Origin of the sequence: Deinococcus sp. Marseille-Q6407, from assembly GCF_946848805.1 — a bacterium.
In the GTDB taxonomy this organism is placed as follows: Bacteria; Deinococcota; Deinococci; order Deinococcales; family Deinococcaceae; genus Deinococcus.
The window spans coordinates 295,054-320,307 of the sequence record NZ_CAMPFU010000004.1 but is presented as its reverse complement, the minus strand read 5'-3'; the positions used below and the strand labels follow the sequence as shown (position 1 = coordinate 320,307).

Here is a 25,254-nt window from a genome sequence, read left to right as displayed (position 1 = left end):
AGAAAAGAGGCGGGTGCGCGCCGGCGCGCCTCTTTTTTGTCCTTCAACCGGCAAACACGCCCCACAGCAGATAGCCGTTCAGGAGAATCAACACGGCAGCAATCAGCCAGCCGAGCAGGTTGACCGGCCGGCTGCTGATCAGCCCGCCCATGATGTCGCGCCGTGCGGTAAAGACCAGCAGCGGCACCAGTGCGAACGGCACGCCAAAGCTGAGAATCACCTGCGAGAGCACCAGGGTCTGGGTGGGGTCCATGCCGGCCAGAATCACCACAAAGGCCGGCAGCATGGTGATGGTGCGCCGCAGCCACAGCGGAATGCTGAAATTCACGAAGCCCTGCATGATGACCTGCCCGGCCAGGGTGCCGACCACGGTGCTGCTCAGCCCACTGGCCAGCAGAGCTAGGGCAAACGCCACCGACGCTGCGCTGCCCAGCAGGGGAGTCAGCGTATGGTAAGCCGTTTCCAGGTCGCCGGCATTTTCTATGCCCTTGCCGTGAAACGTCGCGGCAGCGATCGCCAGCATCGCCATGTTGATCAGGCCCGCCAGGCCCATCGCCAGCACCACGTCTATCCGGTTGAGCCGCGCCAGCCGCTGCTTCTGGCTGTCGTTCAGTGCTTCGACCCGGTCCTGGGTCAGCGCCGAGTGCAGGTAAATCACGTGCGGCATTACGGTGGCGCCGATCATTCCGACCGCCAGATACACGCTCTGGGGCCCGCCGAATGAGGGCACCAACCCGCGCCCTATGTCGGCCAGCGCCGGGTGCGCCAGCACGAACTGCACCAGATAAGCCAGGCCGATCATCAGCACAAAGGCGCCGATCACCAGTTCCATGACGCGGATGCCGCGCCGCTGCAAACTGAGAATCCAGAAGGAAATAATGGCGGTCACGACGGCGCCCCAGAACAGCGGCAGGCCGGTAAGCAGCTGAATAGCGATGGCGGCGCCGATGAACTCGGCCAGGTCGGTGGCCATGGCGACCAGTTCAGCCTGAATCCAGTAAAACCACACCAGTGGACGGGGCCAGCGGTCCCGGATCAGCTGCGGCAGGTTTTTCCCGGTGGCAATGCCTAGCTTGGCGCTGAGGCTCTGGATCAGCATCGCCATCAAGTTGGCGGCCAGGATGACCCACAGCAGCTGATAGCCGAAATCGGCGCCGCCCTGAATATTGGTGGCGAAGTTGCCCGGGTCCATATAGGCGATTGAAGCAATCACAGCTGGGCCGATAAAAGGTACGATGCGCGCCAGCCCACGGCGGGTGGACCGGCCTTCCAGGACGGCCCGGGACTGATCTTCTAACCGCTGGTCCAGCTGCTTAGCCTGAGTTTCGTTATGAGACATAATGCTGCATCCTCCATTTCAGCGAGCGGCTCTTGGGGGCACATTGCCCTAAACCATAATTTAGAGTAGTCTAAATCCATGGCCGAGTCCAGTGGCTTTACTCCCGTCGTTGAGAATTACCTCAAGCAGCTGTATCTGTTGGGCGAACAGGGCAAAGGCCCGGTCAGCACCACCGCCCTGGCCGGGGCGCTGGAGGTCTCACCGGCCAGCGTAACCAGCATGTTCCGGAAGCTGGCCGAGCAGGGCCTGCTGGCCCATGAGCCTTACCGGGGCGCGCAGCTGACCGCTGCCGGCCAGCGGGCTGCGCTGGAAATCCTGCGCCATCACCGCCTGCTGGAGCTGTTTCTGCACCGGCTGGGCATGCTGCTGGACGAGGTTCATGAGGAAGCCGAGCTGCTGGAACACGCCGTATCGGAGCGGCTGGAAAGTTACCTGGCTGCCTGGCTGGGTGATCCTGCCTACGACCCGCATGGCGACCCCATCCCCACCCTGGCGGGCGAGGTGCCGCAGCGCTCTGAGTGCCGGCTGACCAGCCTGAAGGCAGGCGACCACGCCCTGATTTCGCGGGTGCCGCACCGGGACGCCCAGCAATTGCGCGCCCTGATAGATGCCGGACTGGAGCCGGAAGCTGAGGTGGAACTGCTGGCCGCCGACACAGCGCTGGGCACCGTACAGCTGGCAGTGACCTCGCCGCTTTCGGTCAGCCGGACGGCAACCGTGACCCTGTCGCTGGCGGTGGCTGCTGACGTAATGGTGCGGGTTTCGCCGCCTGAGCCGGAGCGCTGAGCAGCCCCAGGTCGTTTGAGACAGCTTTTTAAGGCATGTGAAGCCGCTGCCAGAGTGCTGAAACACAGCGAGGTCCAGGGTCTGCCCTTGACCTTTTTTATCTTTACCGGGGCGTGCCTGGCCGGAACGGCAACTGGCAAGCCAGATTACAGACTAACCTGTACCTATACGTATAGGTTTAGGTCATGTCGTCCACGCTTTCTTCTGAACCTGCTGCCGTCATCCCCGATGCTTCCGAGCCCAGGCGCCGCAACATCGCCGCCTGGGCTGTTACGGCCGCCTGCCTGATCGCTTTTATGGGTGTGGGTGTGGTGGACCCGATTCTGCCGGAAATCGGCAAGCAGCTGGGGGCCACGCCTCCTCAGGTGGAGTTGCTGTTCACCACCTACCTGGGCGTGATGGCGGTCATGACCCTGTTCGCCGGCAACATCAGTACCCGCTTTGGCCGGCGGCGGGTGGCGCTGGTGGGCCTGGCTCTGATTGCGCTGTTTGCCGCCGCCTGTGGCCTGAGCGGCAGCATTCCGGCGCTGGCAGTGTTCCGTGGTGGCTGGGGCTTGGGTAACGCGCTGTTCACGCCCACCGCTTTGGTGCTGCTGCTGGCCCTGATCGGGCACGCTGAGAAGGCCATCATGCGCTACGAGGCCGCCATCGGCCTGGGCATGAGCATGGGCCCACTGCTGGGCGGGTTGCTGGGTGCTCACAGCTGGCGCTTTCCTTTCTTTGGCGCCGCCACGCTGATGCTGCTGGCGCTGGCTTCGGTGGCCGCCCTGGTCAAGGTGCCGGAAAGCAAGGACCCGGTCCGTCCTATCAGTGATGTGTTCCGCGCCTACTCGCGCCCGGCTTTCCTGGCGGTGGGCGTCACCGGCCTGCTGTACTATTTCGGCTTTTTCCTGTTGCTGGGCTACACCCCGCTGTTCCTGCACCTCAGTACCCTGAACCTGGGACTGACCTTTTTCGGCTGGGGCATCCTGCTGGGCCTGGGCAGCACCAAGCTGGCCGAGGTGCTGCTGCGTAACGCCAAGGCGAGCCATGTGGTGATGGGCTCGCTGGCGGGCCTGACCCTGATCTTCCTGCTGCTGGGCTTTGCTCCGGTCGCTTCCGGAGTCAAGGTTGGTCTGGTGGTGCTGAGCGGTGTGTTGTTCGGCCTGATGAACGCCACCATGACCACCCTCAGCGTGGAAGTCAGCCATATGCCCCGGCCCACGGCGACGAGCGCCTATAACTTCCTGCGCTGGCTGGGTGCCGCCGCCGCGCCGGTGGGCAGCGGCCTGATTGCCGAGCGGATGGGCGCGCCGGTGCCTTACGCTTTTGGCGCAGGCGCTGTGGTGCTGGGTCTGCTGATCACGGCGGTGGCTGCCCGTCAGATTGACGCGGCGCGGGCCACCGACCCCCACGTCCACTGAGCCCGGAGACATCAGCCATGCGCCCAATGACCGCCACATTTCTCCGCTTTTCCCGGCCGGACGCCTGTCATGGTCAGCGGCCGGGCCTTTCTCTAGACTGGAGCCTATGACCGCTGCACCCAGCCCCGAATCGGCCACCCTGTACCGGGTGGGAGAGGTGGCCTCCCGCCTGGGCATGACCCTCAGGACCCTGAAGTACTACGAGGAACTGGGTCTGGTCACTCCGCAGCGCAGTGGTAGCCGTTACCGCCTTTACAGCGAGGCCGACGTGCAGCGGCTGGAACGCATTCGGCGGATGCGGGCGATGGGCCTGAGCCTCAGCACCATTCAGGCCACCTTTACACACCCTCAGGAAAGCGACGCCGAGGGCCGGCAGGTGCTGACCCGCGGCGCCCTGGAGGCGTTAGAGCAGGACCTGGGCGGCCAGCTGACCGTGCTGACCGAGCGGATTCAGGCCACCGAAAAGGAACTGAAGGACGCCCGTGCCCTGCGCCGTGAGGTGCAGCGCGACCTGGACTATGTGCAGCAGCGCCTGGGCGGCAAGCAGGTCAGTGACCTGCTGCGCGAGTCCGGCGGCAGCTGAACGGCTCCCCGAGAACGGCCCATGCGCCCCGGCTCACGTTAAGATGAGCCAGGGCGCGCCGCTGACGTACATATCGCAGCCGGCGCGCCAAGGTGAAAGATGTGGGAAGAACTTCAGCTACAGATTGTTAAGCCCTCGGCCTGGTTCAAGTTTGCGCTGAGCGTGGTCATCACGGTGACCCTCTACCGCCTGGGCATGACCCTGCTGCGCTGGCTGCGGCCCCGCATGAACGCCCGGCTCTACCCGGTGCTGCATGGCCTGTGGCTGCTGCTGACCCTGGTGGTGTTCCTGGGCCTGGCCACCCAGGCGTTTTACCTGACCTCCAGCCCACTGTTTGACCTGGGCCTGGCTGTGCTAGACGGCCTCAAGGCCACGGTGGGCCAACTGCTGCTGATCGTGGCCCTGGCGCTGGTCGCCTGGTCGCTGATCGGTGAGGCGGCCGGGCGCATCGTACCCAGCGACGATTTCAACCGCCGCACCGTGCGGGTGCGGACCCTCAAGAGCGTGGTGGAAAGCACCCTCAAGGCTGTGGTGGTCTTTATGGCCCTGATCGCCGCCCTGCAGACAGTCGGCATCAACGCCACCAGCCTGCTGGCCAGCGCTTCGGTGCTGGGTCTGGCTGTCAGCTTCGGGGCGCAGAGCCTGATCAAGGACGTGTTCAACGGCTTTTTTATCCTGCTCTCTGACCAGTACGGCGTGGGCGACGATATTGATCTGAACCTCAGCGCGGTGTCGGGCACGGTGGAGGCGCTGGACCTGCGGACCACCTCGGTGCGCGACATCAGCGGGGCGCTGCACATCATTCAGAACGGCCAGATCAACACCATCACCGTCAAGAGTAAGGACTGGGCGCGGGTGGTGGCCACGGTGGACGTGGCTTACGAGGCCGATGTGGACGGCGCCATCCGGGTGCTGGAGCAGGTCAGCCGAGAGCTGTACGCTGACGCCGCCTGGAAAGACTATTTTCTGGATGAGCCGGACATTCAGGGCGTCACCGAGCTGGGCGTAGATGCCGTGACCCTGCGGGCGCTGTTCAAGGTGCGGCCCAAAAGCCAGTACGCCGTGGGCCGCGAGTTCAACCGCCGCATCAAGATTGCGATGGACGAGGCCGGCATCAGCATTCCCTATCCCAAGCGCCGCATGAGCTTTGGCAACGCACCGCTGGAAATCCGCTTGGTGACCTCGGAGGATGCGGTGAACGAAGGCAGCGAAAAGGAGCGCCCCACCGGGCAAAACCGCCAGAATCCCCCCGTGACGCCCTCTTTCAGCCGGGACGCCGACTGAGTTAACTGGAGAGCCGCTGCTGAGGTTTTTCTTTCACCCTGCAGCGGCTTTTTCTGTTGGTCAGGTATCTAGGCTCAGACGTCGAACTGCAGCGGCTTGACCTGAATGAACTTGCCGGTGTCGCGCAGAGTCTGTGCGGCGGTTTCGGGCAGAGCCTCGTCCAGATAAATGATGGCGATGGCGTCGTCGCCCTGTGCGGAGCGGCCCAGGGTAAAGTTGGCGATGTTGGCCCCCAGGTTGCCCAGCGTCATCCCCAGCGAACCGATCACGCCGGGCACGTCCTTGTTACGGGTGTAGAGCATGTGCTCGCCCACTTCAGCGTCCAGGTTGATACCGCGAATCTGAATAAAGCGCGGTTTGCCGTCGCTGAATACGGTGCCGGCAACAGAACGCTCGCCGCTCTGGGTGGAGACGTCCAGCCGGATAAAGCCGTCGAACCCGCTTGTCTGGTCCTGAGTGGTGGTGGAAAGCTGAATGCCCTTTTCCCGGGCCATCAGCGGCGCCGAAACCATATTGGCGTCAGGGTTGGAGGGCTTCATGATGCCGGAAATCAGCGCAGCATTCAGCGCATTGGTGTTCAGGCCAGCGGCGGTGCCGTCGTATGTGATCCGCACCGAGGACATCGGTTCGCTTACCATCTGGCCCACAAAAGCGCCCAGGTGCCGCGCCAGCTTGATCCAGGGGCCCATCAGGGCAGCTTCCTCGGCGGTGACCGAGGGCATGTTCAGGGCGTTGTGCACGGCACCGGTCAGCAGGTAATCGGACATCTGCTCGGCCACCTGCAGCGCCACGTTCTCCTGTGCCTCGGTGGTTGAGGCGCCCAGGTGCGGCGTCGCCACCACGCCCGGCAGGCCGAACAGCGGCGACTCCCGCGCCGGTTCCTCTGCAAACACGTCCAGCGCGGCGCCGGCCACGTGTCCGCTGCGTAGCAGCTCGGCCAGGGCTTCCTCGTCTATCAGGCCGCCGCGGGCCGCGTTGATGATGCGCACGCCCGGCTTGGTCTTCTGAAGATTCTCCCTGGAGAGCAGGTTGCGGGTCTTGTCGTTGAGCGGCACGTGCAGCGTGATGAAATCGGCACGGGCCAGCAGTTCGTCCAGCTCGACTTTCCGCACGCCCAGTTCCAGGGCGCGTTCCTCGGAGAGGAAGGGATCGTAGGCGATCACTTTCATGTGCAGGCCGCGGGCCCGGTCCGCCACGATAGAGCCGATGTTGCCGGCCCCGATCAGGCCCAGCGTCTTGTTGAACAGCTCCACGCCCATGAAACGGTTTTTCTCCCACTTGCCGGCGTGGGTGGAAGCACTCGCTTCGGGCAGCTGCCGTGCCACCGCGAACATCAGCGCAATGGCGTGCTCGGCAGTGGTCACGCTGTTGCCGAAAGGCGTGTTCATCACGATGATGCCTTTTTTGGAGGCAGCGGGGATGTCCACGTTGTCCACACCGATGCCGGCGCGGGCAATCACTTTGAGGTGTTCGGCCCGCTCCAGCAACTCGGGCGTCACTTTGGTGGCAGAGCGGATGGCCAGGCCGTCATACTGACCGATCACCTCGGCCAGCCGGGCCGGGTCCTTGCCCAGTTCGGGCTGATAATCGACTTCGACGCCCCGGTCACGGAAAATCTGGACAGCGGTTTCCGACAGTGCGTCGGATACGAGAACTTTGGGTGCCATAGGGAATGCTCCTTCCGGGCAGGGCCGTGGGGCCTGCGGTGGGGGTGAGACGGTATAGGACAGGGAGGGAAAAAGTGAGAAAAAAGTGCCGTGGTGCCGTAGGAGTTTCAGCCCAGCTGGGCAATTTCGGCCTGGAAAGCGTAGTCAAGCCAGGGCATCAGCGCCTCAACGTCGCTTTTCTCCACGGTGGACCCACACCAGATACGCAGACCCGCCGGAGCGTCGCGGTAGGCGCCCAGATCGAAGCCGGCGCCGGCCTTCTCGATGCGGCCGGCGACCGCTTTGGCAAAAGCCGCTGCGTCGTGAATGCGTTCGTCGGTGAATTTCAGGCACACCGAAGTGGTCGAGGCGGTGGCCGGATCACTCGCCAGATTGGCGATCCAGGGCCGGGCCGCCACAAAGTCGCTGACCACCTGCGCGTTGGCCTGCGAGCGGGCGATCAAGCCCGGCAGCCCGCCGACCGACTGCGCCCATTTCAGCGCCACCAGATAATCTTCCACGCACAGCATGGACGGCGTATTGATGGTCTCTCCCTTGAAGATGCCCTCGATCAGCCGGCCGCCCTGGGTCAGCCGGAACACCTTGGGCAGCGGCCAGGCCGGGGTATAGCTTTCCAGGCGCTCTACTGCGCGCGGCGAGAGAATCAGCACGCCGTGCGCGCCCTCGCCGCCCAGCACTTTCTGCCAGGAGAAGGTCACCACGTCCAGCCGGTCCCAGGGCAGTTCCATCGCGAAAGCCGCCGAGGTGGCGTCACAGATGGTCAGACCTTCCCGGTCGGCTGGAATGAGGGCGCCGTCCGGCACCCGCACGCCGGAGGTGGTGCCGTTCCAGGTGAACACCACGTCACGGCTGAAATCTACCTCGCTGAAATCCACGATCTCGCCGTAAGGGGCGCGGCGGACCACCGGGTCCAGCCGCAGTTGCTGTGCCACGTCCTTGACCCAGCCGTCGCCGAAGCTTTCCCAGGCCAGTACCTCCACACCGCGCGCGCCCAGCAGGCTCCACAGCGCCATTTCCAGCGCGCCGGTATCGGACCCCGGCACGATGCCGATCCGGTAACTGTCCGGGACGCCCAGCACTTCCCGGGTCAGGGCAATCGCTTCGGCCAGCTTGGCCTTGCCGCCAGCGGCCCGGTGTGAGCGGCCCAGGGGCGCATCTTCCAGCATGGACAGCTGGAAGCCGGGAATCTTGGCGCAGGGGCCAGAGGAAAAACGCGGGTTGGCCGGCCGCGTCGCCGGGATCGTGGCGTCATTCATAGTCCCTTATAAATATACGGGTAGAGACAGGCAGGCCAGGGTACTGCCGCAGTGACACTGCCGCCCCCGGCCCGCCGGATTGTTTACTCTAGGCAGTGGCCCTATGTACACCGTCACCCTGATTACCGCTCCCACCGCCCGAACGCTGAGTGCCCCCGCTGTAGCTGGGCTATTGGAGCACTGGCAAGGGCAAGGCCTGCGCTGGCTCGCGCCCGGTGCGGCCGCCGAATTCAGCGTGCCGGAGTTGCCCGCCGATCACTGGCCGGTCTGGGAAGAGTGGCAGGCCCAGCGCACCGATCTGGTGATTCAGCCGAGCGCCGGCCGCCGCAAAAAAATGCTACTGGCCGATATGGATTCCACCATGATCGAGCAGGAATGCATCGACGAGCTGGCGGCGGCGGCCGGCTTCGGCCCCCAGGTGGCCGCCATTACGGCCCGTGCCATGAACGGCAAACTGGATTTTGAGGGCGCCCTACTGGCCCGGGTGGGCCTGCTGCGTGGGCTGCCCCAGCCGGTGATCGCTCAGGTGCTGGACGAGCACATTACCCTGAGTCCCGGCGGCCGGACTCTGCTGGCCACCATGAAAGCGCAGGGGGCCTATGCAGCGCTGGTGTCGGGGGGGTTCACGGCTTTTACCGCCGCTGTGGCCGCGCAGCTGGGTTTCGATGAGCACCGCGCCAACACCCTGCTACTGGAAGGCGGCCGGCTGACCGGCGAGGTGGCCCGGCCGATTCTAGGCCGTCAGGCCAAGGTGGCGGCGCTGCTGGACATCACTGCCCGGCTGGGACTGGAGCCCGACGATGTTCTGGCGGTGGGCGACGGCGCCAACGACCTGGGCATGCTGGAGCTGGCCGGAACCGGCGTGGCCCTGCATGCCAAGCCTGCTGTGGCAGCCCAGTGCGAGGTCCGGATCAACCACGGTGACCTGACGGCGCTGCTTTATCTGCAGGGTTACGCTGAAAGCGAGTTCGTGTCCGTATGAAAGACGCTGCCCCACATATGGCGCAAGACGAACGGCCCATCATTCTGGTGGCCGGCAGTGCCAATCTCGACTTCGTGACCCGTGTTCCGCAGCTGCCGCGGCCCGGCGAGACGGTGCTGGGGCCGTCCTACCACACCGCGCCCGGCGGCAAAGGGGCCAATCAGGCGGTGGCCTGCGCCCGCGCCGGCGGCCGGACCGCTTTTCTGGGTGCGCTGGGTCAGGACTCTTTCGCCGGAACATTGCAGGCTTCCCTGCGCGAAAGCGGCGTGCAGGACCGCACTGTCCGGGTGGACGCCCCGACCGGCGCCGCCTTCATTACCGTTTCCGAGAAAGGCGAGAACAGCATCGCGGTGGCGGCCGGCGCAAATGCCTGGCTGGCCCCGGAGCATCTCCCTGACCTGAGCGGCGTATCGCACCTGTTGCTGCAGCTGGAAGTGCCTGTAGGCACGGTGCAGGCTTTTGCGGCAGCCGCGCGGGAAGCCGAGGTTCAGGTGATCCTGAATGCCGCCCCGGCCGGGTCACTGAATGCGGACCTGTTGAAGCTGGTTGATCTCCTGATCGTCAATCAGGGTGAGCTGGAGGCGCTGGTGGGCGCCGGAGCGCTGGACGAGCAGCTGCGCCGCGCCCAGGCGGCTGGCCCACAGACTGTGGTGGTGACCCTGGGCGGGGAAGGCTGCCTGGCCCTGAGCGGCTCAGAGCAGCTGCGCTTGCCGGCTTTCTCGGTCAAGGTACAAGACACCACGGCGGCGGGCGATACTTTTGCCGGAGTCCTGGCCGAGGGGTTGGCGGCTGGAAGGCCACTGGCAGAGGCGCTGGAGCGGGCCATAGTAGCCAGCGCGCTGGCCTGCACCAGCGCGGGCGCCCAGCCCAGCATTCCCTGGGCCGATGAAATTGAAGCGGCCTGGGCTGCCGTGGCTGAACGCTGAAGGTCACTGGGCTTTAGCGTTCAGCCACGGCAGGATGGTGGACTCGGACAACCCCCGCCCAGTTGGCGAACAGTCAGCGAACCTCGTACCAGTGCGCCGACAGGGCCGGCAGGGTGCCGGTCGCAGCCGAGCCCTGCAGTTTCAGGCCGCTGGGCCGTCCGGCGAACAGGGGCCGGAGCTGTCCTACTTTGCCCGGCAGCTGAACCCGGACGGTCTGGCCGGCTCGCTCGTCAAGGCTGAGCACCTGCAGGTAGCGGCGGCCACCATAGGTCCACAGGTGGGCTGTGGCCTGCTGATTGCTGGCCGTGACCGGCAGTTCGCTGCGTTCACCCTCGGTCAGGACAGGGGCCAGCAGTTTCACCTCGCTGGCCAGTTCGCGCAGTTCGCTATGCAGGCCCGGATAGCGGGCAAGGTCGTTGGTGCGGTCCAGATAGGTGTAATACAGGATGCCCTTGACTCCGGCTGCAATCGCCTGATTGGTCATACTGTTCAGCTCGGCCGGGGTGGGGTAGCGGCCGTCTTCCCAGCGAAAGCTCTGCAGGTTGGCAATCGGCATGGTGCCCCGGGCCTGGGCCTCTTTGACCAGGCGGGTCATCACAGGGTAGACCACGTTCACAGTGTCACCGCCGCCAACCGGGTAGCTCTGGTTGCCCACTGCGTCGGCCCGGCCGAAGTATTCAGTGTGGCTGTTGGCAAAGGAAATCGCCATGCTGGTGTAGGTCAGATGATCGGCGTCGAGCCGCTTGACGTTCTCGCTCCGCCGCTGCAATTCTGCCGGGGCCACCAGGTTGTTGCAGTCGTCGGCCACCATCCAGCCCAGCAGCGCCGGATGATCTTTCAGCGCACGCACCGAGGTGTCGTTGTAGTCCTCGACCATCAGTTTCATGCCGCGGGCCTGGGCGGCGTCCATCAGGTGACGGTAGCTGGCCAGGTCTTCCTCGGGGTCGAACATGGTGGCGTTCATGGTGTTGAATCCCAGGTCGGCGATGGCGTTCATGTCGCGCATGCGCCGCTCGGCGTTGCCGGCCCACGACACATGATAAAAGCCCATCGGGAACATGGCCTGGCCGCTTACCATCAGGGTGCCGTCGGGCCGCACTTTGGCGGTGCTGGGGCCGCTGGCCTTTTTGGGGGCCCGCGCCAGGGCCAGCAGGCCCTCAGTGGGCGAGGGTTCGCTGGCAGTGACAGCCGTTTCGGTCTGTTCGGGAAGTTCGAGCGCAGCATTAGCAGAGCAACCAACCATAATCAACCCTAGCAGGCTGAGCATCAGTCCGGATTTTTTCATGATGACTTCCTTCGGTGGCCCGGCCGACTTCAAGGCTGAAGTCCCGTAGGCTTTGCGTCCCCTCCTCACAGAGGGTTTGCCGTTATCGAGAAGTGAAAGAGAGCAGGATGAGGTGTGCTGGCGGCCGCCGGCTTATAGCAGAAGCTGCTCTGAACTACCGCCTAGCATAAGGGTTTATAAATAACCGTTTTCATACAAAATCGATGTGTCAGCTCTGGCGGATGCGGCGGAACTGACTCAGCGCATCCGCACAACCGTGACCTGTAAAGGGGCCAGGGTGCCGGTAACCGCCTCACCGCTGTGTTCCAGCGTGGCCGTTATGACGCTGCCGACGGTGTCCCAGCGGGTAGGTGTCTCTGGAAGCTGGAGCTGCACCGTCTGCGTTTGGCGGCGGTTGGTGTTGACCGCGATCAGGTAGCCCTGCTCCTGACTGCTGGCGTCCCGGCCGCGCAGGTAAGCAGTCAGGGGCGCCTGGGTAATGTCGGCTTCATGGCTGAGTGGCAGCAGTTCGCCGTCCAGCAACAGGGGAGAGAGCTGCGCCACTTCCTGTGACAGCTGCTGAAACCCGCGCCACAGGAACGGCTCGCCGTCCAGATCACTCTCGGTGGCGCGGTAAGCGTAATACACCACGCCCTTGGCGCCGGCCAGCAGCGCCTGATAGGTCATGTTGCGGACCTCGTCGGGGGTGGGCTTGGCGGTGCCCCAGAAGGAACTCTGCAGGTTGGCAATGGGCACACGGCCCTGGGCCAGTGCGCTCTCGACAGCGCTATGCATGGTCCGGTAGGTGACGCTGATGTCGTCGTTACCGATAGGATAGCTCTGGTTGCCAATCAGGTCGGCGGTACGGAAAAGGGCGGGGTCCGGTTTTTCCTGTCCCACTGCCAGGCTGAGATAAGTCAGCTTTTCAGGGTTAAGGGCCCTCAGCTGCTCGCTGCGCCCGGCCGCCTGCTGCGCTGCCAGCGGTGTGGTGACGTCATCGGCCACCTTGAAGCCCAGCAGGGCCGGATGGTGCCCGATGCTCTGCTGAGTTTCGGGCGAAAGCCCATAAGGAATCACGAAGATGCCGGCCTGCTGGGCTTGATCCAGCACTCCTGCAAAGCTGGCGCTGTCCTGGTCGTCGACCGGCTCGGTCACGATCAGGTTGAAGCCGGACTGCGCGAGTCGCTGGATGTCCTGGGCGCGGCGCTGCGGCGTGCCCTGCCAGGCCCAGGAGACATGGTAAAAGCCGAACGGGAAAAAGGAGTGGCCATTGACCAGTACTGTGCCGTCGGCGCGGTGGGTAATGGTGGTGGCGGCAGCCTCCTGCAGCTGGGTGTCGGGTGCCAGCAAGGCGGTCCCGCCCGGGTCTGTTGCGGCCGGCTGCAGCATCTGGCAGCTGCTTAGCCCTGCTATCAGCAGGGAAGCCAGGACCGGCAGCCGGGCAGGAGCCGCGTGGCGGAAAAGCAGTGACATTTCAGGACTGTAAGGCACCAGCATGAGACCTGCGCCCGGCCTCTTCCTCATCTGGCCTGAGTCGGCCCACTGAACCTCACCTCAGCGCAGCAGCAGGTGCAGCCGCTGCCGCTCCTGATCAGACACCAGGTAGTACCATAGCCCCTCAATTCTGCGGTTTTCTCCGGCTGGCTTCAGGGTACTTTGGTGCTGCAGGGCATAGGCCTGGGTACGGCGCAGTGCCACGACTTCCGAAGGTGAGAAGTTGGTGCGAACCTGAGACTGCAGCTGCGGCAACAGGGCCTGAAGTTCCTCGGGCGAGCGGCTTCCCAGGGCCGTCATCAGGCTGCGGATCACCTCCTGCTGCCGCTGATTGCGGCCCAGGTCTCCCCGGGGGTCTTGCTTGCGCATCCGGGTGTAGGCCAGGGCCTGCTCTCCATTGAGCCTGACCGGCCCCGGAGTGAACTGCTGACCGTCGAGTTCAAAGGCGAAAGGCGGATTGACCTGCACCCCGCCGACCAGATCAATGGCCCGTTTGAACCCGTCCATGCTGACTTCCACGAATTTATCCATCGGTATACCCAGAAAGTGTTCCACTGCCAGAGTTTGCAGGGTGGGGCCGCCCAGAGCGTAGGCCGCATTGATCTTGCTCACCTCATGCTCTGGAATCTGCACCCGGGTGTCGCGGGGAATGCTCAGAAAGGTCAGTTGCTGGGCCACCGGGTCAAAGGTCAGGACCACCAGCACATCGGCCCGGCCACTGCCCAGTTGTGGCTGGTCGTTGCCCATCAGCAGGATGTGCAGCTTGACGTTGGTCTGAAGGCGCTGGGTAAAGTCGGTCGGTGCGACCCCGGCGGCCGGCGCGGGGCCGGCAGGTGCCTGCCCTGACACTGCCCGCTCAGTCTCTGCCGCACTGGTCTGAGGACGCTGAACCGATCCTGTATCTCTAGGCGTCCGTGCCGCGCTCTGGGCAGCTGAGGCCGCTGCTGTTGCCGGTTGCGCTGAATTTATGTTGCTCGTCCCGGCCGCTGGTAGCTCCCCATGCGGCTGTGGGCTGTCCTTGGTCTCAGCGCTGGAAGCCTTGGAGGAGGCCACGGCAGCTCTGGACTCCGGCCTATTGCCGCTGGCTGGCGTTGTCTGGCTGGCCGGCGCCGGCCGGTAACGTCCCCACGACACCGGCCGGTCAGGGGGCGGCGGGGGCAACTGAGCGAATACCGGGTCGTCCAGCACGCCCGGAAGGGGAGGGAAGCTGTCGCCTTCCAGCTCGTAGTAGACACTTTGGCCCAGCCGGCTGACCTCCTGCTGGCGCTGGTAGAGCAGCAGCCCGGCGGCCAGCGCCAGCAGGAGCACCGTCCACAGCCACCACCATCCGCGCCTCATCTGCCGAGTATACCGTGGGGCTGTTCCCGGCTGCCCGGACAGTTCTGACTGCAGGACGCAGGTTATGCTGTGGGGAGACCTCTGCCGATGACCCCCGACTCTCCTGCCACTTCTCCGGATCCTGCGCCGGCCGCTCCGCCGCCTGGCCTGCGGTCCGGCATGCTCTGGACTGTGCTGGGCCAGGGCGTCTATTCGGCGGCTCAGTGGCTGATGGTGATTGTCCTGGCGCGCAGCGGCGGTACCGAAGATGTGGGACGTTACTCGCTGGGCCTGGCGCTGACGGCGCCTCTGTTCCTGCTGCTGGGCCTGCAATTGCGGGCAGTGCAGGCCACCGACGCACGCGGAGAGTTCGGGTTCCGCGATTACGCCACGGTGCGCCTGCCCAGCATGGGGCTGGGGCTGGGGCTGACTGCAGCGCTGGCCCTGCTGTATCCGCAGGCCAGTGGCCCGGTCTGGTGGCTGGGTGTGGCCAAGGCCCTGGAAGGCGGCAGCGACCTGATTTACGGTCTGATGCAGCAGCGCGAGCGCCTGGACTGGATTGCGCAGTCTACCTTGCTGCGCGGCCTGGCGGGGCTGGCCCTGCTGAGTCTGATCTATCTCCTGACCGGCCAGCTGACTCTGGCGACCATGGGCGTCGCCGCAGCGGGTTTGGGCACCCTGCTGCTGTTCGACCTGCCGCGGGCGCGCCGGCTGGCCCCGGGCCGTTGGTGGGCCGGCAAACCAAACGCTGCGCTGCTGCGGCTGGCGCTGCCGCTGGGGCTGGTCATTGCGCTGGTGTCACTGGGGACCAACTTGCCGCGGCTGATTGTGGAACGGCAATTGGGCGGTGAAGCGCTGGGCATCTACGCGGCACTGAGTTATGTCTCGGTGGCGGGCAGCGTCTTTGTGGTGGCGCTAGGTACCGCCCTGACCACCCGTCTCTCGCAGGTGTTTGCCCGTGGTGACCGCGCCGGTTTCCTGCGACTGACCCTGTTGCTGATGGCAGGTGCGGGGGGCGCGGGCCTGGCGCTGACCGCGCTCAGCGCCCTGGGTGGTCAGCCCCTACTCGCGCTGCTATACGGCGCCGAGTACGCCGCGCAGCACCGGGCCTTCTTCTGGCTGAACCTGGCCGGTGCGGCCGGGTATCTGGCCTCTTCACTGGGGTTCGCCGTCACAGCAGCCCGGCGGTTCAAGGAACAGCTGCCACTGTTTGCCGCCGTTACAGTGGTGCTGGCCCTGGCCTGCTGGTGGTTTATTCCCCGCCAGGGCTTGCTGGGCGCCGCAACGGCCAGCCTGATCGGTGCTTTCACGCAACTGGCCGGCAGTTGGCTTATCGTAAGGCAGGCCCTCAGAGACCTTCCTGAGCCGGCCGTTTCCCCCGCCCCTCCTGACCCTTTCCCTGGAGCTCCCTGATGAACCCCGCTGCTTCACCCTCTTCCCAGCCCCCGGTCCGCGTGCTGCACCTGACTGGCAACCTGGACCGTGGTGGCATCGAAACCTGGCTGGTCAACGTATTTCGCCGCGCCGATCCTGCCCAGGTGCAGATGGACATTCTGATTGCCAGCCCCGAGCCGCATACCGGCGAGTACGAGGCCGAGCTGCGGGCCCGGGGCGCCCGGATCTTTCATTTGCCGCCTACCGGCCAGCTCCCGCAATTTTTGCGGGCCTACCGCCGTGTGCTGCGGACTTACGGGCCTTATGACATCGTGCACAGCCATATCCACCATTTCGGTGGGCTGCTGCTGTGGGTGGCGCGGCTGGCCGGGGTGCCGGCGCGGGTAGCGACCAGCCATAACGACACGGCGCAGATCGACCGTCAGGCGCGTGGGGCGCGGGCCATCTACCTGCGCCTAACACAAAGTGCATTGCAGAACTCGGTTACCCACCGCACGGCGGTCAGCCAGGCGGCCGCGAATGCGCTGTTTGGCCCCGACTGGCGTGCCCAGGGAGTGCAGATCATCAACCTGGGTGTTGACCTGACCGCTCTGCAGACGCCACGGCCCACTGACGAGTTGCGCCAGCAGCTCCAGCTGCGGCCGGCGCAGGTGCTCGGCTGTGTGGCGCAGCTGCGGCCTGAGAAGAACCACCTGTTTTTGCTGGACGTGCTGGCTGAGTATCACCGGCGGCATGGCCCAGCTTACGTACTGTTGATCGGAGAAGGCGCCGAACGCCCGGCCATCGAAAAGCGCGCCGAGCAGCTGGGCCTCAGCGAGTGGGTCAGGCTGCTGGGGTCCCGCGCCGACGTGGCTGATCTGCTGTGGCTGATGGACGCTTTCGTCTTGCCCTCGCATTTTGAGGGCCTCTGTCTGGCCTTTATTGAGGCTCAGGCCGCCGGGCTGCCCTGCGTGGTGTCCACCGGCGTGCCGATTACCTCCGACGACGTCCGTTTCCCCTTTATTGATGTGGCAAGGCTGCCGCTCAGCGATGGGCCGGTCGTCTGGGCCGACGCGGTCGCGGACGCCCTCGCGCACGGCCGGCATGCCCCACCCAGGATGGGGTTTGACATTTCAGAAGGGGTCCGTGAGCTGACCGACTTCTACCTGCGGGCCGGGCGCGGGGAACAGCCGTGAGTCTGCGCTGGACTGGCGCAGCGTCCCTGCCGGCACCGGGAACGAGAACGAACCAAAGCTGGGCGCCGACTCTGGAGCGGGCGGTCACCTGGCTGCTGGGCGTGTTTATCGCCGTGCAGGGGTTTGGCCTGCCTGTGCTAGGCGTGGGTCCCTGGGCACTCTGGCCCACTCTGGCCGACCTGGTGTTGTGGTTGCTGCTGCTGGGCGCCGTACTCTACCGCGCTCCTCTACGGCCGGACCTGCGCCCACTGGCCCGCAGTCTGGCTGCCGTCACTGCTCTGGCGGCCGGTTCGCTGCTCTTGCTGTTCGTGATGGGAGACGGCCGGCTGGACGTGGCCATTCCTTTCGGGGTCTTTCAGCTGTTCAAGCTGCTGCAGCTGCTGGGGGTGTTCTGGGCGGCGGCCCGGCTGCCGCTGTCGGCTGGGGTCCTGGCCGGTTGGGAGCGGGCTGCCCGTTTCGGCTTTGTGGTGATGGCCCTGACGGTCATCTGGACCTATTTTTCGCCGGCCATTCCCCAGACTTTAGGGCAGCTGCTGCCGCGCGGCCTGGGGGTTTCCGGGCCGTGGGAATCGTATTACCTGCATCATGAGCGCGGCCTGGGCACCGTAGGCTACAACCACGCGCATGTGGCGGCGATGGTACTGCTGCAGGGCGCTCTGCTGATGATGCTGCGCCCCGCCAAAGCCAACACCTGGGTACTGCTGGGCATCGTGGTGGCCTGTTTTCTGTCGGGGGCGCGGGCGGGCCTGGTGGGAGCGCTGTTGTTCATGCTGCTGGAAAGCCTGCGGATGCCGCTGCGCTCCACCCTGCTGATCTTGCTGGCCGGGGTGGCTGGCCTGCTGGCTGCGCCTTACCTGCAAGATCAGCTCGATAGCCTGGTGGCGCGGCAGGCCACCATTCTGCAGGCTGGCAACACCGAGAACCTGGCCGGGCGCGGTGAAATCTGGCAGACCTATCTCCGGAACCTGATGGCCGATCCGGTCCGGCTGCTGCTGGGCAGTGGGCTGGGCTCCGGCATTGCCAACAACGGCTCCAACGCTCACATGATGGTTCTACAGGTCCTTTACGAGACCGGTCTGGCGGGCCTGACCGTCATGGTTATGCTGTTCTGGAAGCTGATGACACGCCTGTATGCGCTGCGAAGCCGCCGCGCTGGCATTGGCCTGAATGTGCTGATCGGTCTATGGGCCACGACCTTCGCCACCGAGACCCTCTATCCCAACTCGGCTTTCGGGTCGTTCCTGCCGCTGCTGGCCCTGGCCATGGTGGTGGCCCTGACGCCTGAAGCTCCTGCGAGCGGCTTTTCCGCTTCCAGATTCCAGCCGCCTATAGTAGAAAGAAGGAAATAAATCTTGCGTGTTTCTATCGTTCTGGAACAGCGCTTCCTGCATACGCCTGACGGTGCCACCTATGACAACGGCCACGCTACCGCAGCACACTGGCAGCGCTACCTGGCGACTTTCGAGGAAGTGCAGGTGGTGGGCCGCTCGCAGCTGGTGTCCGCAGTGCCGCCGGGCTACCGCCGGGTGGACGCTCCGGGGGTCACGGTGCTGCATGTTCCCTCTTACCAGGGGCCAGTAGGCCTGCTGCGGCGCTTGCCGGCTGTGGTGCGGACCCTGCAGCGCGGCATTGAGCCTGAAGATGCCGTCATCGTGCGGCTCTCGGGCCTGCTGGGACATCTGGCCGCTGCCCTGCGGCAGGCCCAGCACCGCCCTTTTGCTGCTGAGGTCATCAATGATCCCTATATGGGCTACGGCCCGGCGGGCACCCAGCATCCCCTGCGGCCGCTGTTCCGGGTGGTGTTGACGGGGCTGACGCAGCGGCAATGCCGCCAAGCCGGCGCTGTGCAGTACGTGACCAGAGAAGCGTTGCAGCGCCGCTACCCTCCGCGCCGTAGGGTGCCTTCCTTTGGCGTGTCAGACGTTCACTTGCCTCCTGAAGCGTTCCGGGAAGCTCCCCGGGCTTATAGCGGCCCGGGCCCATTGGCGGTGCTGGTAGGCAGTCTGGAGCAGCCGCACAAAGCGGTGGACGTTGCCATTGGGGCGCTGGCTCTGCTGCGGCGCCGGGGGCAGAATGTCCGGCTGCGCATTGTCGGGGACGGGCCTCTGCGCTCAGCCTTGGAAGCGCAGGCTGAGCAGGCGGGCGTGGCTGCGGCAGTCGAATTTGCTGGGCAACGCAGTACCCCGCAGGCCGTGCGTGCCGACCTGGCGGCCGCCGAGCTGTTTCTGATTCCGTCGCGGACCGAGGGCCTGCCGCGCGCTTTGCTGGAGGCTCAGGCTCAGGCTCTGCCGGCCATCGGCTCGGCGGTCGGCGGCATTCCTGAGCTGCTGCCGCCCGAATATCTGGTACCCCCGGACAACGCACAGGCACTGGCAGATGTCTGGGGCCGGCTGGCAGCCGATCCAGCGGCCCTCAGCGCGGCCAGTGCCCGTAACCTGGCGCTGGCACGCGGGTACGCTGACGACGTTCTGGACAGGGAGCGCACTGCCTTTCAGCGCGTGGTGCGCTCACAGGCGACCCGGAAGGAAAGACCATGAGAGATTCTCCCCAGACCATCCTGTACACCACCACCACTGCCATCGCCTCGCTGGCCTTTTTCTCCGAGCAGTTCGGCCACTTGCGCCGCCAGGGCTGGGATGTCCATTTCGTGACTCCAGCCCAGCCGGCTGAACAGGTCCAGCGGACTGTCGCAGCCAGCGGCGCCACCCATCATGCGGTGGCTTTTGCCCGGGCCATCTCGCCGCGCCGTGACCTGCTGGCGCTGCTGGCGCTGCTGCGCACGGCGGCGCAGGTGCGGCCCGACGTGATCAACTTTTCCACGCCCAAAGCCGGGCTGCTGGGCGGCCTGGTGGGGGTTGTTCTGGGTGTGCCGCTGCGGGTGTACTTTATCCACGGCCTGCGCAGTGAAACGGCGGCCACTGGCCGGCTGGCGCTGCTGCGCCCGGTGCTGTTGCTGATGGAGCGTCTGACGGTCGCCTGCGCCCACGAGGTGCTGTGTGTCAGCCCTTCAAACCGCGACGAGGCGGTGGTCCTGGGCTTGGTTCCGGCGTCCAAAATCCGGGTGCTGGGCGCCGGCAGCCCCGCCGGAATCCCGGTGGAGCGCTATGCCCATCCCGACCCGGCTGCCGTGGCTGCGGCCCGTCAGGAACTGGGGCTGCCGGTAGGCACGCCGGTGGTGGGATTTGTGGCCCGTATGGCCCCCCAGAAGGGCACCGAGGAACTACTGCTGGCCTGGCCGCAGGTTCATGCGCGGGTTCCGGAAGCCCGGCTGCTGCTGGTGGGCGTGCCGGATCCGGCCAACCCTCTCTCGGAAGAAGCTCTGCGCGCTTTTCAAGAAGCGCCGGGGCTGATTCAAGTGGAATTCGAAGCCGACATGAGCCGGCTCTATCCGCTGATGACGGTCCATACCCTGCCCAGCCGGCACGAGGGGTTGGGTATGGTCGTGCTGGAGGCCGGCGCTTACGGGGTGCCCAGTGTCATCAGCGACGCTTCTGGTGTCCGGGACGCGGGAGTGCCGGGTGTGACCTGCTTGCAGGTGCCGGCCGGCGACGTGCCGGCACTTGCCGACGCTCTGGTGCAATTGCTGACCGACCAGCCCTTGCGCGACCGGCTGGGGCAGCACTCCCAGGCCTGGGTCACCGAGAACTTTGCCCAGGAAAAGCTCTGGTCTCTGTGGGACGATTTCTATGCTGAAGCCTGGGAAAAGCGCCGCGCCGTTCGGCAGGCCAGAGCACCCTGGGTACGGGCTGCTTTGGGCCTGGCTGGTGTCGCTCTGGCGCTGGACAGCGTCAGGCGGCTGCGCCAGTAAGGAGAAAGCGCCGTGGCCTAGAAGTCACAGCGCTTCCTCCACCGTGCTGCCTTATTTTCCGCTGCCCGCCCCACGGCGCTTGGCCCACTGCTCAGCCCAGTCCAGCGCCGTTTGCAGGCCTTCTTCGGTGGTGTGCTGGGGTTCCCAGTCCAGCCAGCGCTGGGCGCGGCCAATGTTGGCATAGGCACCAGCATTGTCCCCCGGGCGGCGGGGGGCGTCGCTGACTTTCAGCGGCTGGGGTGACACCTGCCCGAACGCTTCGACCAGCTCACGGACAGTGACGCCGTTGCCAGTACCGACATTGATAATCAGGGAGGTGACCGGCTCCCCCAGTTCTTGCTCGGCGCGCTCGAAAGCTTGCTCGAAATTTTCCAGGGCAGCCACGTGGGCCTGGGCCAGATCCCAGACATGGATGTAATCTCGCAGGCCGGTGCCATCGCGGGTAGGGTAGTCAGTGCCGGTGATGGCGAATTCTCCGCCGCTGCGCGCTGCGCTGACCAGCCGGCCCAGCAGGTGCGAGGGATCGTCGAGATAGGGGCCCGAGCGGCCCCTAGGGTCAGCACCGATCGGGTTGAAATAGCGCAGCGCAATGCCTCTGAGGGGCTGTCCAGCCTGGGCTGCCGCTGCACACAGGTCAGCCAGAATGTCTTCCATCATTTCTTTGGTGCGGGCGTAGGGGCTCAGCGGCGCCAGGGGGCTGGTTTCGGTCACTTCAAAGTCAGGCGGGCTGGCGTACACGCTGGCGCTGGAGCTGAAGATGACCCGGGCCTGTCCCAGGTCCAGCAAGGTTTCAAACAAGCTGAGGCTCTTCAGGACATTTTCACGGTAGTACAGCGCCGGCTGTGCGACCGATTCGGGCACCACGATCCGCGCCGCGAAATGCAGGGTGGCAGCAATATCGGGATGCTCCGCAAAAATGGAGCGCACCAGTGCAGTATCTGCCACATCTCCCTGATAAAAGATGCGCCCTTCAGTGAATTCACGGGCGCCGGACACCAGCGAATCGAGTACCACCGGCGTGTGCCCCGCCTCTTCCAGAGCCGAGCAGGTCGTGCTCCCAATGTAGCCTGCTCCACCTGTCACCAAAACTTTCATGTAACGACTATACTTGTGAAGAATATGAAATTTGTCAGGACCAGCAGCTCCCCTGCCGCCAGCCCCCCCGCCGGAAAGTCGCCATGACCCAGCTGCCTTCCCAGGCGCAGGATCTGGACATCACTGCCCTGACCCGCACGCTGCGCTCGGCGCTGCTGCCGGTGTTGCTGGTGGCTACAGTTCTGTCGGCGCTCAGCTATTTCTATTCTCAGTCGCGTCCGCCGGTGTATCAGGCATCGGCTGGCGTGGCGGCGCTCCCGAGCGCAGCCGGCAACAGCCTGCTCAACAGTTCGCTGGTCACGGCGCCGGGTCTGCCGGCCGGCGTGGTGAGCCGGGCGCTGCGGAGCCCTGAAGTCACCGATAGCGCCCTGAAAGGGCTGCAACAGACCCTCACCGATAAGAACCAGTATGAGATCCTGGCTGCAGCGGTCAGGCAAGAACTGCATTCTGGCGACTATCGGACGGTGACCCTGCGGTCCGAGATTGACCAGAATCTGGTGGGCAACTACGAGATTGTGGCCAGCGCCGGCACGCCGGAAGCGGCCAAGGCTACCGCCAATGCCTTTGCGCGGGCCTTGCTGGACTGGGACCGGGCCCGGGCGCTGGAAGGAGTCGACCGCGCCCGCACCAACCTGCTGAATCAGCTGGAGCAGTTGCGTGAGCAGCCCACCGTCGGCGGGCAGGCAGTGGGTCAGGACACCGCCAATCAAATGCGCGCCGAGGTGGCCCGCTCGCTGCAGCAGGTGGAAGTGCTGCGCCTGACTGCCAGTGGCACGCTTTCGCTGATTTCCGGTGCCGTGCTGCCGGCCGATCCGGTGTCACCACGGCCCCTGCGCGACGCCGCGCTGGTGTTCGGTGCCAGCCTTTTCTTTGGGATTCTGTTGTCGCTGCTGCGTGACCGCCTGGTGCAGCGCGTACAGGATGAGGAAGCGCTGCGGCCTTTCGGCCTGCCGATTCTGGGCCTGCTGCCGCCGCTGCCGGGTCGCCGCGGCCAATTGGCCGATATCGGCAGTTTTCTGCAACATGGTGGCTTCCGGGAAAGCCTGGAGTTTGTGCGGCTGGGTCTGCTGGCCAGTCTGAACGAACGCGGGCAGGACGCGGATACCGGCCACACACCAGCCGTGGCTGTCTCCAGCGCCAAGGAGGACGAGGGCAAGAGCGTGATTACAGCCGGACTGGCAGCCACGTTCGCAGCCCGTGGGATGAAGGTTCTGGTGGTAGATGCCGACGTGTTCCGGCAGCGCCAGCGGCAGCTGTTGCTAGGCGACGCTCAGGGGCAAACGCCGCACGAAACGGGTAATACCCTGTTCTGGATTCAGGTACAGCCACGCATTGACCTGATGACCCTGAGCGATTCCCAGCTGGATCCGGCCCGGCTTCTCAGCAGCATCCGGGCCATCACCCAGCACTACGACATCGTGCTGGTCGACACGCCCCCGGTCCTGAAAATCGCTGACACGCTGGCGCTGGCCCGGATGCTGGACGGCCTGCTGATGGTGGTCAGTGTCGGCACCCCACAGGCTCAGGTGGAGCGACTGGTATCCGAAACCCAGCGTCTAGGCGTGCGCCCGCTGGGCTTCGTGATGAACCGTTCCCGCGGAGCCAGCAACAGTGACTATGGCTACGGGATGCCAGGCGCTGCGCTTTCCCAGCGTGAAGGAGGCCGCTATGACCTGGAGCGCGGCTGAGCCGCCGTTGGCCTGCGGTCTGCTGGAGCGACACTTGGAGCAAGCGGGGCAGCTGGCGCAGCTGGCCGGGCACGACCCATTGCTGGCGGCCCGATTGGCAGCAGCCGGGGGCGAGCCTGAACTGGCCCGCGCCATGCTGGCCCGCACGGGCGGCCTGTTCGACGCCGAGGAAAGCCGGCGTCTGCTGGAAGAACCCTGCCCGCCGGAGCTACTGGCAGCCGCCGCGCCATTGCAGCAGAGCACCGTGGATTTGTCTCGCCTAAGCGCGACCCAGCGGGAAATGTACCTGCGGGTGCTGGCCGGTTTGCTGGTAGCGGAACGGCCCCCGGCGCCGCAGGAGCTGTGCGGGCAGCCGGCAGGGCAGCTGCTCGCAGGACTCTGGCGCCTTCCGGCCCTGCCGGAGCGCGACCGCTGGGCCGCCGGCCGGCAGCTGCTTGCGGCGCTGGGCTGGGAAGAAGCGCAGTGGGTCAGCAGTTCATGGGGAGGCCGCTGGGGGCTGCGGCGGCTTCTGGCAGCCGGGTCCAATGCGGCTGAAGTCCCGCCGACTGAAGCCCAAACGGCAGAGCCTCGGGTGCTGGCCCTGGAATATGTGGTGGCGACCCTAAGCGCCGCCTGGAACTGGGAACTGCCCGACTTGCCCGCCCTGCTGACTCGTCCGGCCTTGATTGAGGGGCTTGAAGCGCTGCCGGCCAGCCGCCTGGAAATGGTCACTGCACTGCTGTCCGATGCGGCGGTGCTGTTCGGCTGGACGGTGGTGGCTCTGCCAGCATTTGAAACTCTCTGGCCGGCAGAGTACCGTCAGCTGCCGGCAGAGTTCTGCCCGGCGCCCCGGCCAGATGCCGGGCCGGCGAGGGCGCTGCCTGCCGGTGATGCGCCCCAGACTTTGCTGCAGCTGGCCGGGTGGCTGTCGGCTCAGCCGGGGCGTTCGCTGGTGGTGCTCTACTCGCGTGCCAGTGCGGCGCGGCTGGCCGGCCGGCTGCCCGGAAGCGTCCTGCTTTCCAGCAGCCTCTGCCGGGCACATCTGGACGACCGGATGACGCAGCTGGCCGGCCGTTTCGAGTCGGCGGAGAATCTGACCGTCATCGCCACGGCCCTGCCCAGCTCCCCACTCGGCTGTTTTGACCGGGTTTATCACCTGATGGCGCCGTTGCCACACCTGATCGAGGCAGCGCAGCTGAGCTGTGATGCGTCTTTGACTCTGCTGCACCTGCGTGATGTGGCTGTGCCGCACGCCTGGGAGAGGCAGAGCCGCCTGACTGCTGAGCTACTGGAAAGCAGTGATCTCCTCAACGACCCGGAAAGCCAGCGGCAGTACGCTGCCCAGTGGCGCCGCCTGGAGAGCGGCGGGCCGGGCGGGCGCTGGCAGGAACTGCGCCACCAGGGCGACTACGCCACGCTGAGCAGTGAGCTGAATGCACCGGCTGGCTCGGCCATGCCGGTACTGATTCCTTATGGACCTGGCGGCGAGGCTGCAATCGCTCGTTCGCGGGCCCAGGACTGGCTGTCGCGCCAGGACCTACACTACGCCGCCTGGATGACGCCACTGGAAGCCCAGCAGGCAGTGCGGCAGGGCAATGCGGAACCATTCGGATCCGGTTGGGCGATGGTCTGGTGTGGCCCTTACGACGACACCTATGGCCTGGCCTGGCCTCTGATTGAAGCCGACCGGCAACGAACCGAAGGCTAGCAACAACGGAAAGCACCCCAAAGTCCGTTAATCTTTAGCCTTCAGAAAGCGCTTTGGCCTAAGCCAGAGCCTTTTTTCATATAAACTTCATGATTAATCTTTTAG

The 25,254-nt window shown here is 65.4% G+C and carries 20 protein-coding genes and 1 riboswitch; of the genes, 13 read left to right on the top strand and 7 right to left on the bottom strand.

Features of this window, described 5'->3' with window-relative positions:
• Nucleotides 1-43: 43 nt before the first annotated feature.
• Nucleotides 44-1,339 (bottom strand): Nramp family divalent metal transporter, encoded by a 1,296-nt coding sequence (locus OCI36_RS11235; RefSeq protein ID WP_261665167.1) that lies wholly within the window; start codon nucleotides 1,337-1,339, stop codon nucleotides 44-46.
• A gap of 78 nt (nucleotides 1,340-1,417) precedes the next feature.
• Here OCI36_RS11235 and OCI36_RS11230 point away from each other — a divergent pair, with 78 nt between their 5' ends.
• From OCI36_RS11230 to OCI36_RS11215, 4 genes are all read left to right on the top strand, one after another.
• Complete coding sequence (locus OCI36_RS11230) at nucleotides 1,418-2,125, top strand: metal-dependent transcriptional regulator (protein ID WP_261665166.1); 708 nt, start codon at nucleotides 1,418-1,420, stop codon at nucleotides 2,123-2,125.
• Between the two features lie 185 nt (nucleotides 2,126-2,310).
• Entirely contained in the window at nucleotides 2,311-3,528 is a 1,218-nt protein-coding gene (locus OCI36_RS11225) for an MFS transporter (RefSeq protein WP_261665165.1), read from the top strand.
• Between the two features lie 106 nt (nucleotides 3,529-3,634).
• Entirely contained in the window at nucleotides 3,635-4,111 is a 477-nt protein-coding gene (locus OCI36_RS11220) for a MerR family transcriptional regulator (RefSeq protein WP_261665164.1), read from the top strand.
• A 99-nt stretch (nucleotides 4,112-4,210) separates the two neighbouring features.
• Nucleotides 4,211-5,395, top strand: coding sequence for a mechanosensitive ion channel family protein (locus OCI36_RS11215; RefSeq protein ID WP_261665163.1), 1,185 nt, complete (start codon nucleotides 4,211-4,213; stop codon nucleotides 5,393-5,395).
• Between the two features lie 74 nt (nucleotides 5,396-5,469).
• Here the strand turns inward: OCI36_RS11215 and serA are convergent, their stop codons facing one another.
• Both serA and OCI36_RS11205 read right to left on the bottom strand, forming a co-directional pair.
• A complete protein-coding gene (serA, locus tag OCI36_RS11210) occupies nucleotides 5,470-7,062 on the bottom strand; it encodes a phosphoglycerate dehydrogenase (protein WP_261665162.1) in 1,593 nt (530 codons plus the stop codon).
• 107 nt (nucleotides 7,063-7,169) lie between these two features.
• A complete protein-coding gene (locus tag OCI36_RS11205; RefSeq protein WP_261665161.1) occupies nucleotides 7,170-8,318 on the bottom strand; it encodes a phosphoserine transaminase in 1,149 nt (382 codons plus the stop codon).
• 103 nt (nucleotides 8,319-8,421) lie between these two features.
• Here OCI36_RS11205 and serB point away from each other — a divergent pair, with 103 nt between their 5' ends.
• Nucleotides 8,422-9,300: a phosphoserine phosphatase SerB gene (gene serB / locus OCI36_RS11200; protein ID WP_261665160.1), complete on the top strand. Its 879-nt coding sequence runs from the start codon at nucleotides 8,422-8,424 to the stop codon at nucleotides 9,298-9,300.
• A 17-nt stretch (nucleotides 9,301-9,317) separates the two neighbouring features.
• On the top strand, nucleotides 9,318-10,226 hold the full coding sequence (locus OCI36_RS11195; protein ID WP_261665159.1) for a ribokinase: 909 nt from the start codon (nucleotides 9,318-9,320) through the stop codon (nucleotides 10,224-10,226).
• A 73-nt stretch (nucleotides 10,227-10,299) separates the two neighbouring features.
• On the opposite strand, the gene OCI36_RS11190 is transcribed toward OCI36_RS11195, so the two are convergent.
• The 3 genes from OCI36_RS11190 to OCI36_RS11180 form a co-directional block, all read right to left on the bottom strand.
• Nucleotides 10,300-11,511, bottom strand: coding sequence for a hypothetical protein (locus OCI36_RS11190; RefSeq protein WP_261665158.1), 1,212 nt, complete (start codon nucleotides 11,509-11,511; stop codon nucleotides 10,300-10,302).
• A gap of 10 nt (nucleotides 11,512-11,521) precedes the next feature.
• A riboswitch (cyclic di-GMP riboswitch) is annotated at nucleotides 11,522-11,602 on the bottom strand.
• Between the two features lie 146 nt (nucleotides 11,603-11,748).
• On the bottom strand, nucleotides 11,749-12,963 hold the full coding sequence (locus OCI36_RS11185; RefSeq protein ID WP_261665157.1) for a hypothetical protein: 1,215 nt from the start codon (nucleotides 12,961-12,963) through the stop codon (nucleotides 11,749-11,751).
• Between the two features lie 81 nt (nucleotides 12,964-13,044).
• Nucleotides 13,045-14,322: an LCP family protein gene (locus OCI36_RS11180; protein WP_261665156.1), complete on the bottom strand. Its 1,278-nt coding sequence runs from the start codon at nucleotides 14,320-14,322 to the stop codon at nucleotides 13,045-13,047.
• A gap of 87 nt (nucleotides 14,323-14,409) precedes the next feature.
• On the opposite strand from OCI36_RS11180, the gene OCI36_RS11175 reads away from it, so the two are divergent.
• The 5 genes from OCI36_RS11175 (at nucleotide 14,410) to OCI36_RS11155 (ending at nucleotide 20,679) form a co-directional block, all read left to right on the top strand.
• On the top strand, nucleotides 14,410-15,714 hold the full coding sequence (locus tag OCI36_RS11175) for a lipopolysaccharide biosynthesis protein (protein ID WP_261665155.1): 1,305 nt from the start codon (nucleotides 14,410-14,412) through the stop codon (nucleotides 15,712-15,714).
• Nucleotides 15,714-16,871 (top strand): glycosyltransferase, encoded by a 1,158-nt coding sequence (locus tag OCI36_RS11170; RefSeq protein ID WP_261665154.1) that lies wholly within the window; start codon nucleotides 15,714-15,716, stop codon nucleotides 16,869-16,871. Before OCI36_RS11175 ends, OCI36_RS11170 begins: the two co-directional genes overlap by 1 nt.
• A gap of 470 nt (nucleotides 16,872-17,341) precedes the next feature.
• A complete protein-coding gene (locus tag OCI36_RS13445; RefSeq protein ID WP_409996742.1) occupies nucleotides 17,342-18,220 on the top strand; it encodes an O-antigen ligase family protein in 879 nt (292 codons plus the stop codon).
• 3 nt (nucleotides 18,221-18,223) lie between these two features.
• Nucleotides 18,224-19,408 carry a glycosyltransferase gene (locus OCI36_RS11160; RefSeq protein ID WP_261665152.1) on the top strand — a complete coding sequence of 395 codons (1,185 nt, stop codon included), beginning with the start codon at nucleotides 18,224-18,226 and terminating at the stop codon, nucleotides 19,406-19,408.
• Entirely contained in the window at nucleotides 19,405-20,679 is a 1,275-nt protein-coding gene (locus tag OCI36_RS11155) for a glycosyltransferase (RefSeq protein ID WP_261665151.1), read from the top strand. The genes OCI36_RS11160 and OCI36_RS11155 overlap by 4 nt, the downstream gene beginning before the upstream one ends.
• 51 nt (nucleotides 20,680-20,730) lie before the next feature.
• Here OCI36_RS11155 and galE read toward each other — a convergent pair whose 3' ends face one another.
• The gene (galE, locus tag OCI36_RS11150) at nucleotides 20,731-21,774 is read right to left on the bottom strand and encodes a UDP-glucose 4-epimerase GalE (RefSeq protein ID WP_261665150.1); all 1,044 of its coding nucleotides are present in this window, start codon (nucleotides 21,772-21,774) and stop codon (nucleotides 20,731-20,733) included.
• Nucleotides 21,775-21,857: 83 nt separating this feature from the next.
• Here galE and OCI36_RS11145 point away from each other — a divergent pair, with 83 nt between their 5' ends.
• Together OCI36_RS11145 and OCI36_RS11140 are read left to right on the top strand one after the other, a co-directional pair.
• Nucleotides 21,858-23,462: a lipopolysaccharide biosynthesis protein gene (locus OCI36_RS11145; RefSeq protein WP_261665149.1), complete on the top strand. Its 1,605-nt coding sequence runs from the start codon at nucleotides 21,858-21,860 to the stop codon at nucleotides 23,460-23,462.
• Nucleotides 23,443-25,149 carry a hypothetical protein gene (locus OCI36_RS11140; RefSeq protein ID WP_261665148.1) on the top strand — a complete coding sequence of 569 codons (1,707 nt, stop codon included), beginning with the start codon at nucleotides 23,443-23,445 and terminating at the stop codon, nucleotides 25,147-25,149. Before OCI36_RS11145 ends, OCI36_RS11140 begins: the two co-directional genes overlap by 20 nt.
• Nucleotides 25,150-25,254: the final 105 nt, after the last annotated feature.